General features: G+C 56.6%; 13 protein-coding genes. 12 read left to right on the forward strand and 1 reads right to left on the reverse strand.

Annotated elements, in window-relative coordinates:
- Positions 1-3 precede the first annotated feature (3 nt).
- On the forward strand, positions 4-930 hold the full coding sequence (secF, locus tag KO116_RS18205; RefSeq protein ID WP_035564572.1) for a protein translocase subunit SecF: 927 nt from the start codon (positions 4-6) through the stop codon (positions 928-930).
- A gap of 113 nt (positions 931-1,043) precedes the next feature.
- Here secF and KO116_RS18210 read toward each other — a convergent pair whose 3' ends face one another.
- On the reverse strand, positions 1,044-1,838 hold the full coding sequence (locus tag KO116_RS18210) for an inositol monophosphatase family protein (protein WP_035564573.1): 795 nt from the start codon (positions 1,836-1,838) through the stop codon (positions 1,044-1,046).
- Between the two features lie 235 nt (positions 1,839-2,073).
- Between KO116_RS18210 and trmJ the strand changes: the two genes are divergently transcribed.
- From trmJ to hisS, 11 genes are all read left to right on the forward strand, one after another.
- Positions 2,074-2,823 carry a tRNA (cytosine(32)/uridine(32)-2'-O)-methyltransferase TrmJ gene (gene trmJ / locus KO116_RS18215; RefSeq protein ID WP_035564574.1) on the forward strand — a complete coding sequence of 250 codons (750 nt, stop codon included), beginning with the start codon at positions 2,074-2,076 and terminating at the stop codon, positions 2,821-2,823.
- 132 nt (positions 2,824-2,955) lie between these two features.
- Complete coding sequence (cysE, locus tag KO116_RS18220; protein WP_035564575.1) at positions 2,956-3,831, forward strand: serine O-acetyltransferase; 876 nt, start codon at positions 2,956-2,958, stop codon at positions 3,829-3,831.
- Between the two features lie 78 nt (positions 3,832-3,909).
- Complete coding sequence (gene iscR / locus KO116_RS18225; protein ID WP_035564577.1) at positions 3,910-4,377, forward strand: Fe-S cluster assembly transcriptional regulator IscR; 468 nt, start codon at positions 3,910-3,912, stop codon at positions 4,375-4,377.
- Positions 4,378-4,416: 39 nt separating this feature from the next.
- Complete coding sequence (locus KO116_RS18230; protein WP_035564579.1) at positions 4,417-5,583, forward strand: aminotransferase class V-fold PLP-dependent enzyme; 1,167 nt, start codon at positions 4,417-4,419, stop codon at positions 5,581-5,583.
- A 30-nt stretch (positions 5,584-5,613) separates the two neighbouring features.
- The gene (locus KO116_RS18235; protein WP_008959762.1) at positions 5,614-5,940 is read left to right on the forward strand and encodes a HesB/IscA family protein; all 327 of its coding nucleotides are present in this window, start codon (positions 5,614-5,616) and stop codon (positions 5,938-5,940) included.
- Positions 5,941-6,148: 208 nt separating this feature from the next.
- A complete protein-coding gene (gene ndk / locus KO116_RS18240; protein WP_035564581.1) occupies positions 6,149-6,574 on the forward strand; it encodes a nucleoside-diphosphate kinase in 426 nt (141 codons plus the stop codon).
- A gap of 89 nt (positions 6,575-6,663) precedes the next feature.
- Positions 6,664-7,878: a 23S rRNA (adenine(2503)-C(2))-methyltransferase RlmN gene (gene rlmN / locus KO116_RS18245; RefSeq protein WP_035564583.1), complete on the forward strand. Its 1,215-nt coding sequence runs from the start codon at positions 6,664-6,666 to the stop codon at positions 7,876-7,878.
- Between the two features lie 142 nt (positions 7,879-8,020).
- The gene (gene pilW, locus KO116_RS18250; protein ID WP_035564585.1) at positions 8,021-8,755 is read left to right on the forward strand and encodes a type IV pilus biogenesis/stability protein PilW; all 735 of its coding nucleotides are present in this window, start codon (positions 8,021-8,023) and stop codon (positions 8,753-8,755) included.
- Positions 8,756-8,801: 46 nt separating this feature from the next.
- The gene (locus tag KO116_RS18255) at positions 8,802-9,866 is read left to right on the forward strand and encodes a RodZ domain-containing protein (protein ID WP_035564587.1); all 1,065 of its coding nucleotides are present in this window, start codon (positions 8,802-8,804) and stop codon (positions 9,864-9,866) included.
- 8 nt (positions 9,867-9,874) lie between these two features.
- A complete protein-coding gene (gene ispG, locus KO116_RS18260; protein ID WP_035564589.1) occupies positions 9,875-10,990 on the forward strand; it encodes a flavodoxin-dependent (E)-4-hydroxy-3-methylbut-2-enyl-diphosphate synthase in 1,116 nt (371 codons plus the stop codon).
- Between the two features lie 61 nt (positions 10,991-11,051).
- Positions 11,052-12,353: a histidine--tRNA ligase gene (gene hisS / locus KO116_RS18265; protein WP_035564592.1), complete on the forward strand. Its 1,302-nt coding sequence runs from the start codon at positions 11,052-11,054 to the stop codon at positions 12,351-12,353.
- Positions 12,354-12,421 lie beyond the last annotated feature (68 nt).

A 12,421-nucleotide genomic window follows, 5' to 3' on the forward strand; every position in this document is an offset into this window, starting at 1 on the left:
GTAATGAAACCCCTATCACACCTGCAAATCGACTTTATGGGACGACGCAATATCGCGTTTGTCGTCTCTGCTTTGCTTTTGGTCGTGTCGATTGGCGCTATTCTGTTCCAGCAGCTCAACCTGGGGCTGGATTTCACCGGCGGTACGCTGGTTGAGGTGCGTTATGGCGCTGCGCCCTCACTTGATGCTATTCGTGTGCTGCTTGAAGAGAGCGGCTTCCAAGATGTCTCCGTGCAGACCTTTGGGGCATCAACCGAAGTATTGATCCGCCTTCAGCAGGCGTTTGATGCCGATGTGGGCGCTGAGGTCGTTAACCTTCTGCGCTCCAGTGGCGATAGCGTTGACCTTGTTCGCTCCGAGTTCGTTGGCTCCCAAGTCGGTGACCAGCTGCGCGATCAAAGCGGCCTGGGCCTGTTGGTAGCCCTTGGCGTGGTAATGCTCTACGTGGCCTTCCGCTTTCAGTACAAGTTTGCGATTGGCGCACTGCTGGCACTGCTACACGACGTAATTATCGTCGTGGGCATTTTTGCGCTATTTCAGCTCGATTTCGATCTCACCGTGCTCGCAGCGATCCTGGCGGTTATCGGCTACTCGCTGAACGATACCATCGTGGTTTACGACCGTGTGCGCGAAGCCATCCGCACCTCGCGCATCGACGATATGCCGCAGATCTTCAACGAAGCGATTAACGCCACGCTCTCGCGCACCCTGGCAACCTCGGGCACCACCATTCTGGTGCTGCTTGCGCTACTGCTGCTGGGCGGGGATATGATTGAGAACTTTGCCATTGCGCTGCTGGTTGGCATCGTCGTGGGTACGTTCTCTTCTATCTATATTGCCGCGGCGCTGCTGCTACCGCTGAAGCTGTCGCGGGAAGATTTGATTCCCACCAAGAAAGAGCTTGATGAAGAAGAGGAGGAGTTGCCTTAACGGCGCCTCCATTTAGATGGCTTCTTTAGCCGACAAAAAAGCCCCTGCTGGGTTACCAGCAGGGGCTTTTTTTATCTTTACAGCTTTTATCTTTAAAAGCTTAGCATTGCTGCTTAAAAGTGCGGCGTTAGCTGCTTGATCAGTGCTTTATAAAGACGCGGCCCAGCAGCCATTAATTGCCCTTCCACTTTCACCGTGGGCTGGCCGTCGGGCGTGCCCATCAAGGCGCCCGACTCTTTCAGAAACAGCGTGCCTACTAGCATGTCCTGCTCTTCCAAGCCGAGCACGAAAGCACTGTCCACTCGCCCAGTGGCTAACTCACACAAATCCAGCAGTCCACAGCCTGTTGCCAGCAGGTTTTCTACCTGGGGGGCAAGCTGCTGTGAAACGGTTAGATAGGCAGGCAAATTACGGGGGCGCAGCCAAACTTCCGGCAGGCTCATGGCCATTCGCGTACCGCTGATGGCGGTAGGCTTGCTAACGCGCATGCGCTTGTCATTGTGCTGGGCACCGCGACCGCGGCTGGCGATATATTCGTCGTCGGCGAACGGGCAGATAATCACTGCGTGCTCGGGACGACCTTTGATAAGACACACCACTGAGAGTGCAAAGCCCTTACCGGCAACGGCTAAATTGGAGTAGCCGTGCATCGGTTCAATTTTCCAGACGGTATCCGCGCCTTCGCCTTCACCCGCGCGATGTGGCGTAAAGCGGCCGGTCACACCGTGCTGGGGGTAACCGCGCTCCAACTGCTGAACAATCGTCGCTTCGGCCTTGCGCGCTGTCTCATCGAGCAGGCGGTCAAGGTTAAATTCATCGTGAGCGTTTTCAATACGTTCGCGTACGCGCAGAAAGTGTTCAACAGCGCCACGCGCAGCGCGCAGCGTAAATTGGACCATCGGATTCATGGTTGGGCCTTGTGACAGTGATGTTAAAGAACGTGATGCTAATAATAGAGCATAAGTAGGCGCAGGTGCCGCCTTTGGCGCGCAATTCTAGCAGACCACTCTCGGGCATGCCATCGACTCATGCTAGACTGCGCGTTTTACGCATTAATGATCCCTTGTTTTTATTAACAGGGCCTTATTAGCAGGATCTTATTAACCGGATCTTATTAACAAAGACTATTTACCGAGCCCTATCATGCTTGAGCGCATTCGCATTGTTCTTATCGGCACTAGCCACCCTGGCAATATCGGCGGCGTGGCACGCGCCATGCATAATATGGGCTTGGCAGATTTAGCCCTTGTTGCCCCCCGCTGCGAGGTCATTACCCAGGACAGTATTTCCCGCGCCTCCGGCGCTGACCACCTGCTTCATCAAGCCAGTGTGCACGCTACTCTTGAAGAAGCAGTGGCTGATTGCACCCTGACCGTGGGCGCCAGTGCGCGCTCACGCACCCTGCCCTGGCCGATGCTCTCGCCCAGGGAATTAGCCGACCGGCTGCCCGCCGAGTGCCAAGCTGCTGAGTCACGCGTGGCACTAGTGTTTGGCCGCGAGGACAGCGGCCTGACCAATGCTGAGCTACAGCGCTGCCACGCCCACGTGCATATTCCGACTAATGCTGATTTCAGCTCGCTCAATTTGGCGGCGGCGGTGCAGGTGCTTGCCTATGAGTGTCGCATGGCTTGGCTAAGCCAGGCGGATGCGCCTTCAGCGGCGCCGAGTGATGACGCTGAGCTGGCTACCCACGCTGAACTTGAACGCTATTTCGAGCACTTGGAGCGCACGCTGATTGGCATTGATTTTCACGACCCCGACCAGCCGCGCCAACTGATGGCGAGACTCCGCCGGCTCTACCTGCGCGCCCGCCCAGAGCGGATGGAAATGAATATATTGCGTGGAATACTGTCGGCCACCGAGAAGGCTGCCAACACCAGGCAAACCAAGTGATAATTTATTAGGCTTGAAGATGCTGACTTGAAGACGCTACCTAACGCCCCCACGTTGAAGGTCTGTTTAGTTATCTTCATGCGATGCACTTTCAGTTGAGTGACTGCACATCTACCGCCCAAGGATCACCTCATGTTTCAACGTCTACGTGAAGACATCAACAGCGTATTTGACCGCGACCCAGCTGCACGTAACTTTCTTGAGGTGCTGACCAACTACCCCGGCCTGCACGCTCTACTGCTGCACCGCTGCGGTCACTGGCTGTGGAAAAAAAACCTCAAATGGTTAGCGCGGACGCTATCGACGTTTTCACGCTGGCTGACCGGTATCGAGATACACCCGGGCGCCACCATCGGACGGCGCTTTTTCATCGACCACGGCATGGGCGTGGTGATTGGCGAAACGGCCCAGGTCGGCGATAACGTCACGCTGTACCAGGGAGTCACGCTAGGCGGCACCAGTTGGAACAAGGGCAAGCGCCACCCAACGTTGGGCGATGGAGTGATTGTCGGCGCGGGCGCCAAGATATTGGGCCCCTTCACCGTGGGTGCCGGCGCCAAAATTGGCTCTAACGCGGTGGTCACGAAAGAAGTACCGCCGGGCGCCACAGTAGTCGGTATTCCCGGCAAAATTGTCAAACGCACCGACCCTGATGTGGAAGAGGCGCTGGATGTCGATCCCGCCCGTCGCGAAGCCATCTGCCAAAAATTTGGCTTTGATGCCTATGGTGTCAGCCAGGATATGCCCGACCCGGTAGCCCGCTCGATGCAGGCCATGCTGGATCATATGCACGCCGTGGATGAACGTATTGAGCGCATGTGTTCTACCCTGCGCAAGCTAGACGACAACTACCGTGACGGCCAGCTCCCGGCGCTACGCGAAGAAGATTTCGCCGGCATTCTCGATGAGCAAGACACCGGCTGTCCAGGCGTTGGCAAGCGCTCGGTGGCGAACTCCTCTGCGGAGCAAGCGAACGAGCAAGAAACGCTGCCGCCGCGTAATGGTTGACCAAAGCACTCAGGTTTTCCCATAATGGCAACACATTTGCCGTCAGTGCGCTGAGCGTTCAGCGTCGAGGGGCTTGCCATGCGCTTGACCACCAAAGGCCGTTACGCCGTTACCGCCATGCTCGATTTAGCCTTGCATGCCCACAACGGCCCGACCAGCCTAAGCGATATCTCCCAGCGCCAAGAGATATCGCTCTCCTATTTAGAGCAGCTTTTTGCTCGCCTGCGCCGTGCAGGCTTGGTCAACAGCGTACGCGGCCCAGGCGGCGGGTATCTGCTGTCACAACCTGCGGAAGAGATTAGCGTTTCCAAGGTCATTGATGCAGTGAATGAAAGCGTTGATGCCACCCGCTGCCAAGGGCTTTCCGATTGCCAACAGGGCGACACCTGCCTGACGCACCATTTGTGGTGCGAGCTTTCCGTTCAGATACGCCATTTCTTTGACGAGATGACGCTGGCACAACTGATGCTGCGCCCTGATGTCATACGTATTGCATCACGACAGAAACAGCGTGCCGAGGCGGGTATTCTTGCCTCCTCACCCTGACCCAACGCTCCCTGACCGACAAACTGCTGGAACATAACGATGACCACACCCACGCTGCCCATTTACCTGGATTACGCCGCCACCGCGCCGGCGGATGCCCGCGTGGTTGAGGTTATGCAGCGCTACCTAACGGTTGACCAGCTATTCGCCAACCCGGCTTCGCGCAGCCATATGTTAGGTTGGCAGGCAGAACAGGTGGTTGAGCAGGCACGCCGCCAAGTGGCCGACGCGATTGGCGCCGACCCACGAGAAATTGTTTGGACCAGCGGTGCCACCGAAGCGGACAACCTGGCGCTGATCGGCTTTATGCGCGCTAACCGCGAGCGTGGCCTACACTTGGTGACCTCGACGATTGAGCATAAAGCCATCGTAGACACGGCCCATGCGCTGGAGAAAGAGGGGTTTGAGGTGACGTGGCTCACGCCAGGGCGGGATGGCTGTATTCAGCCTGAAAAGCTGCGCGAAGCCATGCGCGACGATACTGCACTGGTCTCACTCATGGCGGTTAATAATGAGCTGGGCAGCATCAACAATATTGCCGCCCTGGCGGCCGTTGCTCATGAGTTTGGTGCGGTCTTTCATACCGATGCCGCCCAGGCGGCAGGTCGCATCCCCTTAGACGTAGTGGCCCAACAGATTGACCTGATGTCGCTTTCCGGGCACAAGACCTACGGCCCCAAAGGCGTCGGCGCGCTATATGTGAAGCGCCACCCAGACATTCGCGTAGAGGCATTGATCCATGGCGGCGGTCACGAACGCGGCATGCGTTCCGGCACGCTACCGACGCACCAAATTGCTGGCATGGGCGAAGCTTTCGCGCTGATGCAGCAGCAGTACGATGACGACAACGCTCACATTAGCCGTTTGCAGCAGCGTTTTTTGCGCGGCCTTGAAGGCGTTGAAGGTGTTTTTGCTAACACACCACTAGATAATGCGGTTCCCAATATTCTCAACCTGGCGTTTGAAGGCGTCGACGGTGAGTCATTACTGATGGCGCTGCGCGATGTAGCGGTCTCTACTGGCTCCGCGTGCAACTCGGCAAGCGTTGACCCTTCTTATGTACTGCTTGGCATCGGCACGCCCCGCTCGCTGGCGCTCTCGTCGCTGCGCTTTAGCTTCGGGCGTTTTACTACCGAAGCAGAAATCGATCATGCGCTAACGCTCATACGCCACGCGGTGAGCGGTTTACGTACACCGCCCGGTTAAGCGGCTGACTATTTTTAAGGAGAACGCCTCATGGCAACACTCAACATTACCCCGGCTGCCGCACAACAGATTCGTCATGTGCTTGATGAGCGTGGACAAGGCCTAGGCCTGCGCGTTTCGGTCAAGCCAAGCGGTTGCTCCGGCTACAGCTACGTACTTGATTTCGCCGACACCGTTAGCGAAGAAGAAGTCCATTTTCAAGAGCACGGCGCCAGTGTCTATGTGGCGCCCGATGCGGTCGAGATGCTCAACGGTAGCGAAGTGGATTATGTCAGCGAAGGCCTGAACCGCTTTTTCCGCTTCAATAACCCTAACGTCAAAGATGAGTGCGGCTGTGGCGAAAGCTTTACGGTTTAGCCATTTAAGGACCGGTGCCATCACCGGTATTCATCCTCTGGCTTAAGCGTTATAATCGCGCCCCTAGATACCCCATCAAGCGCCGGGTAGCACCCGACGCTTGTTAAAATGCTAGCTGCTTAACGCTCTTAGCCGAATTGTTTTCTGGGCCGCCCCGGCTTTCTGGGGCGGCAATTTTGCTTAGCCCCCATTTATGGAGACCATTTATATGGCTACTGAACGCACTCTTTCTATTATCAAGCCTGATGCCGTTGCTAAAAATGCGATCGGTGAAATCATCGCCCGCTTTGAAAAAGCCGGTCTGAACGTTGTTGCCGCGAAGATGGTTCACCTCTCTGAAGAGAAGGCTGGCGGTTTCTACGCTGAGCATAAAGAGCGTCCTTTCTTTAAAGACCTGGTCGGTTTCATGACGTCTGGCCCGGTCGTTGTGCAAGTGCTTGAAGGCGAAGGCGCTATCGCCAAAAACCGCGATCTGATGGGGGCAACTAACCCCAAAGAAGCGGCACCCGGCACGATTCGCGCCGATTTTGCGGAAACAATCGATGCGAACGCTGTCCATGGTTCTGATTCTGCAGAAAGCGCTGAGCGCGAAATTAGTTACTTCTTTGGCAACGACGAAATCTGCCCGCGCTAAGCCTTTCTGGTAGCGCCGCCGTCTCAACGTCAGTTGCCGGCCATTTTGCGGGGGCCTCGCCCCCGCCCCTTTCTATAACGCTGACCGCCATGACCACCACTGTAGCCCAACATACGCCCGCCCCCCGTCTAGGTGCCGACAGCACTGAAGCCAATAGTTCAGACGCCGCCAGCACGCCTGCTGCCAAAGCGACGCCTGAGCGACACAATTTGCTCGGGATGTCCCGCGAGCAGATGGAAGACTTCTTTTTGTCGATTGGCGAAAAGAAATTCCGTGCTGCGCAGCTGATGAAGTGGATTCACCAGGAAGGCAGTGATGACTTTGCTGCCATGACGAATCTCTCCAAGCCGCTGCGTGAAAAACTGGCGCGGGTAGCTGAAATTCGTGGCCCAGCGGTGATCTACGAAGGCACCTCTAGCGATGGCACGCGTAAGTGGGTGCTTGAGGTAGAAGATGGCAGCTACGTCGAAACGGTGTTGATTCCGGCGGAAAACGGTAAACGCCGTACGCTGTGTGTCTCCTCCCAGGTGGGCTGTTCGCTGGATTGCAGTTTTTGCTCGACCGGCAAACAGGGATTTCAGCGCAATTTAACCGCCGCTGAAATTATCGGCCAGGTGTGGGTCGCCCAGCGTAGCGTTGGCCCGCGTCGCGATACGGCCAACCGCCCCGTCACCAATGTGGTAATGATGGGCATGGGCGAGCCCCTGCTCAACTTTGATAACGTCGTGCCCGCCATGAAGCTGATGCTGGATGACAACGGCTATGGCCTGTCCAAGCGCCGCGTGACGCTGTCGACCTCGGGTGTGGTGCCGATGATCGACAGGCTTGGCGATGAAATGGACGTCAGCTTGGCGATTTCGCTGCACGCCTCCACTGACGAGTTGCGCAATACCTTAGTGCCCATCAACCGCAAATATAATATTCGTGCGCTGCTGGATGCGTGCCACCGCTACCTTGCCAAGTGCCCGGACAATCGTCAGGTCACGATCGAATATACGCTGATCAAAGACATCAACGATCAGCAGGAACACGCCGAGCAGCTCGCGGCACTGCTAAAAGAGCTGCCGTGCAAGATCAATTTGATCCCGTTTAATCCGTTCCCCAACTCAGGGTACGAAAAACCATCGCGCAATCAAGTCATGCGTTTTCAGCAGTGGTTGTACGATTTGAATTACAACGCCACGGTCAGAACGACCCGCGGTGAAGATATCGACGCCGCCTGTGGCCAACTCGTTGGTCGCGTGAAAGACCGTACCAAACGCAGCGAACGCTATATTCAATCGGTACAGCTTGATGCGGACTAAGGGGTGGAGTGTAGAAAACCGGGCTTATCTTGACTTCCGCTTGGCACGGCGCTTTGATGGTCACGGTTTTTATTTAGATTAGCACTGCTGTTTGTATGTATTGCCTTACTCGCAGTTGGACGTTCACAACAAGAGGATTTACATGATCGCTCACCGCAGGCGTCAACACCCATCACGGGTGCCCATGCTCACCGTGCTTATCGGGAGTTTGTGGCTAGCCGGCTGTGCCTCGTCCAACAACCTTACAGCGCAAGCCAACCCCGCGGCGGCAGAAGCCTATACCCAGCTTGGCGTCGCCTATTTAGAGCGCGATAATCTTCCCCGCGCTCTCAACGCATTGGATCGGGCGCTTGAAATTGCCCCACGCCATGCAGAAGCGCTGCAAGCATTGGCACTGGTTTACCAGCGCCAGGGTGAAAGCGCACTTGCCAACGACTATTTTCAACAGGCGGTGAACGCCGAACCTGACTTCACCCGCGCCCGTAACAACTATGCGGCATTCTTGTACGGTCAGGGCCAGTTCAATGCCGCCTGTGAGCAGTTAGAAACCGCATCACAGGATGCCCAGTACGCCAACCGTGCCCAGCTATTTACTAATTTAGGGCAGTGTTACCTGGCGCTGGAAGAATTTGACAAGGCGCGCGCTCGATTGGAGCGCGCGCAGAGTATTGATCCGCGTAATTCACGCGGCTATTTAATGTTAGCTGAACTCGAATATTCGCAGGGCCATTACACTCAGGCCTGGGCGCCGCTGCAAACCTATTTACAGCTCGCCGAGCCCGACCAAGCAGCGCTAAGCATGGCGGTTGATATCGCCCACGCACGCGGCGAGCATGATGTTGCCGCCGAATACCAGCGCTTGCTAGGCAACGACTGACTGATTGACGCCCTGATCACCGCTTATTAATGAAGGATGCTCAGCCATGAGCGATACACAGTCACAAGAAAACATTATCGATAGTCCTCACACTACTGGTAGCGCCTCGCCTGGCGAACTTCTTGCTCGCCAACGCGAACAGCTCGGCATTCCACTCACCGATGCGGCCCGGGCGCTGAATCTGCGCCCCGCAGTCGTGGAAGGGCTTGAGCAGGATGATTACCAGGAAATCCCCGTCGCCGCTTATCGGCGCGGCTATCTGCGCTCTTACGCCAAATACCTGGGAATGGATGACCGGCTGGTGCTTGAAGCGTATCAAGCCCGTAGTGGCGTTACCGACACCGAACACAAAGTGACGCCGGTCTCCACCGCCAGACCGCCCTCTCGCATTGGCGCCTGGCTATTTAAGCTGGTTACTTTACTAGTAATCGCCGGCCTTATCGCCGTGACCGTGATGTGGTGGCAAAGCCGAGGCGGCAACGAGCCGCCGGGCTTTGGCTCAACCTCCACGGAAGAAACCGCCAACGCCACGGCGGAGCCAGCTAATGAGCCAGCTGAAGCAGAAAACTCCACAGCTGGCTCAAGCTTCACCAGTGGCGATGAGAGCGCGACGCTGCCGAGCAATGCTACCAACGTGTCGCCTTCGTCGTCAGTTACCCAGGATCAAGCCCCCAGCGCGCAGGATGACGCTGACGCCGTTGCGGGTCTTAACGAATCAATCCTGGATAGCGATAGCGGCACGTCCAGCACTGCCGCAGAAAGCGATGAACCGAACAGCGCTGAGCAGAATGACAGTGAACAGCTCGCTACCGAACAAGAGAGTAACGCTGACAGCGAGCAAACCGCCGCTGCAGAGCCAGCCACCAATGCCAATGTGCTTGAGCTGACGTTTAACGAGCAGTCGTGGACTGAAATTTTTGATGCCACCAACCAGCGCGTTTTCGTTGGCCTACAAACGCCCGGCACCTCGACAAGCGTCGAAGGTGAACCCCCTTTTCGTTTAACCGTGGGTAATGCCACCGGCGTTGAACTGCGCTACCAAGGCGAGGTAGTTGACCTTCCCGCCCGCGCAGGCGCCAACAATGTTGCCCGATTCACCTTGGGAGAGTGACCCGTCCTATGCACGCCCCTTCTCCGATAAAACGCCGCCATTCCCGTCAGATTCAGGTTGGAAATGTAGCCGTGGGCGGTGATGCGCCCATTGCCGTACAAAGCATGACCAACACCAACACCCTGGACGTGGCCGCGACCGTAGCGCAAATTCAGCAGCTGGAAAAAGCCGGCGCAGATATCGTGCGCGTCTCCGTACCTGATATGGACGCCGCCGAAACCTTTGGCCAGATCAAAAAGTTGGTCAATGTCCCGCTGGTTGCCGACATCCATTTTGATTACAAAATTGCCCTGCGCGTTGCCGAGCTAGGCGTCGACTGCCTGCGCATCAACCCAGGCAATATCGGCCGCGAAGACCGCGTACGCGCAGTGGTAAGTGCGGCCCGTGACCATGGGATTCCGATTCGCATCGGCGTCAACGCCGGCTCGCTTGAAAAAGACCTGCAAAAGAAGTACGGCGAGCCAACGCCTGCCGCGCTGGTGGAATCCGCCATGCGCCATATCGACTACCTTGATCGCCTCGATTTCCAAGAATTCAAGGTCAGCGTAAAAGCCTCAGACGTGTTTATGGCAGTCGCCGCCTACCGCGATCTTGCCGAGCGCATTGAACAGCCGCTGCACCTGGGCATTACCGAAGCCGGTGGACTGCGTTCAGGCACGGTGAAATCATCGATTGGCCTGGGCATGCTGCTGATGGACGGTATCGGCGACACGATCCGTGTATCGCTGGCCGCTGATCCGGTGGAAGAGATTAAAGTCGGCTTCGATATGCTGCGAAGCCTCAAGCTGCGCTCTAAAGGGATTAACTTTATTGCCTGTCCCAGCTGCTCACGCCAGAACTTTGACGTCATCAGCACTATGAACCAGCTCGAAGAGCGGTTAGAAGACGTGATGACGCCGCTGAACGTCTCGGTAATTGGCTGCGTGGTCAATGGCCCCGGCGAAGCCAAAGAGACCGATATCGGCCTAACCGGCGGCAGCCCCGCCAACCTGGTCTATATCGATGGTAAACCGGCCAGCAAGCTACGTAACGACCACTTGGTCGACGACCTGGAGCAGCTGATTCGTGAGAAAGTGCGCGAAAAACAGCAGCAGCAAGACGCTATGATTGCCCGCAGCGTTTAACCGCTGGGGTTAGCTGCCAGCCTGGGCAACCAGCGCTAAATGGCAGAATAAGGAGTTTTCATTGAGCAAGTCCGCCGTTAAAAAGATTCAAGCCATCCGTGGTATGAACGACTTATTACCCAGCGACAGCCCGCGCTGGCAGTTTTTTGAAGCCAAAGTACGCCAGCTCATGCTGCGCTACGGCTTCAACGAAATTCGCACGCCGATTGTTGAACAAACCGCGCTATTTGCCCGCTCTATTGGCGAAGTGACCGATATCGTCGAAAAAGAGATGTACACCTTCGACGATCGTAACAGCGAAAGTTTGACGCTGCGCCCTGAGGGCACCGCCAGCTGCGTGCGTGCGGCAATGGAACACGGCCTGCTGTACAACCAAACCCAGCGGTTGTGGTATCAGGGCCCCATGTTCCGTTACGAGCGCCCGCAAAAGGGCCGCTACCGCCAGTTTCATCAAATTGGTGTCGAGGCCTTCGGTTTTGATGGCCCGGATATCGACGCTGAGGTGATTCTGCTTTCAGCGCGGCTTTGGAAAGAGCTGGGGCTAATGGAGCACGTTACCCTTGAGCTTAATTCGTTGGGCTCATCTGAGGCGCGTGCGGCCTATCGCGACACACTGGTGGCTTATTTTGAGCAGCATCATGATGTGCTTGATGAAGACTCCAAACGCCGCCTCACCAGCAACCCGCTGCGTATTCTCGATTCCAAGAATCCGGCCATGGCCGAGATGCTGGATGCCGCGCCGCAGTTGATGGATCACCTGGATGTGGAATCCCGCGAACACTTCGAGCAGCTCACCAAGATGCTTGAAGCGGCAGGTATAGATTATGTGATCAATCCCCGCCTAGTGCGTGGGCTAGACTACTACTGCCGCACCGTGTTCGAGTGGACCACTACCGCACTGGGCAGCCAAGGCACTGTTTGCGCAGGCGGCCGCTACGACGGCTTGGTCGAGCAGCTGGGCGGCAAGCCTACCCCGGCGGTGGGCTTTGCCATGGGCATTGAGCGGTTGATTCTGCTGCTCGATACCTTGGAACTGATTCCTCAGAATGCGCTCGGCGGCTGCGATGTGTATGTGCTCCCGATGGACGATAACGCCACCATGGCGGCGATCACGCTGGCTGAGAATTTGCGCGGTGAACTGCCTAAACTGCAACTGCAACTTCACTGCGGGGGCGGCAGCTTCAAAAGCCGGATCAAAAAAGCCGATAAGAGTACCGCCTCCATGGCGATCCTGCTCGGCGAAGATGAAATTGCACAGCAGTCGGTAACGCTCAAGTTTTTACGCGATGACCGCGAACAGCAGCGTGTGCCGTTAGCCCAACTAGGGTCCACGCTGCGTGAGCTATTAGCCCCTGGCGATTAAGCCCACGCCTCGCGCTTAAATCCTGCAGGCGCCGTGCCTGCTACATACGACTGTTTTTGCCTACTGTT

Origin of the sequence: Halomonas sp. KO116 (assembly GCF_000734975.2) — a bacterium.
In the GTDB taxonomy this organism is placed as follows: domain Bacteria; phylum Pseudomonadota; class Gammaproteobacteria; order Pseudomonadales; family Halomonadaceae; genus Vreelandella; species Vreelandella glaciei.

What these genes read in the sequence shown, in the direction of transcription:
- secF (WP_035564572.1), top strand. Translation starts at nt 4, where the DNA reads ATGAAACCCCTATCACACCTGCAAATCGACTTTATGGGACGACGCAAT.
- KO116_RS18210 (WP_035564573.1), bottom strand. Translation starts at nt 1,838, where the DNA reads ATGAATCCGATGGTCCAATTTACGCTGCGCGCTGCGCGTGGCGCTGTT.
- trmJ (WP_035564574.1), top strand. Translation starts at nt 2,074, where the DNA reads ATGCTTGAGCGCATTCGCATTGTTCTTATCGGCACTAGCCACCCTGGC.
- cysE (WP_035564575.1), top strand. Translation starts at nt 2,956, where the DNA reads ATGTTTCAACGTCTACGTGAAGACATCAACAGCGTATTTGACCGCGAC.
- iscR (WP_035564577.1), top strand. Translation starts at nt 3,910, where the DNA reads ATGCGCTTGACCACCAAAGGCCGTTACGCCGTTACCGCCATGCTCGAT.
- KO116_RS18230 (WP_035564579.1), top strand. Translation starts at nt 4,417, where the DNA reads ATGACCACACCCACGCTGCCCATTTACCTGGATTACGCCGCCACCGCG.
- KO116_RS18235 (WP_008959762.1), top strand. Translation starts at nt 5,614, where the DNA reads ATGGCAACACTCAACATTACCCCGGCTGCCGCACAACAGATTCGTCAT.
- ndk (WP_035564581.1), top strand. Translation starts at nt 6,149, where the DNA reads ATGGCTACTGAACGCACTCTTTCTATTATCAAGCCTGATGCCGTTGCT.
- rlmN (WP_035564583.1), top strand. Translation starts at nt 6,664, where the DNA reads ATGACCACCACTGTAGCCCAACATACGCCCGCCCCCCGTCTAGGTGCC.
- pilW (WP_035564585.1), top strand. Translation starts at nt 8,021, where the DNA reads ATGATCGCTCACCGCAGGCGTCAACACCCATCACGGGTGCCCATGCTC.
- KO116_RS18255 (WP_035564587.1), top strand. Translation starts at nt 8,802, where the DNA reads ATGAGCGATACACAGTCACAAGAAAACATTATCGATAGTCCTCACACT.
- ispG (WP_035564589.1), top strand. Translation starts at nt 9,875, where the DNA reads ATGCACGCCCCTTCTCCGATAAAACGCCGCCATTCCCGTCAGATTCAG.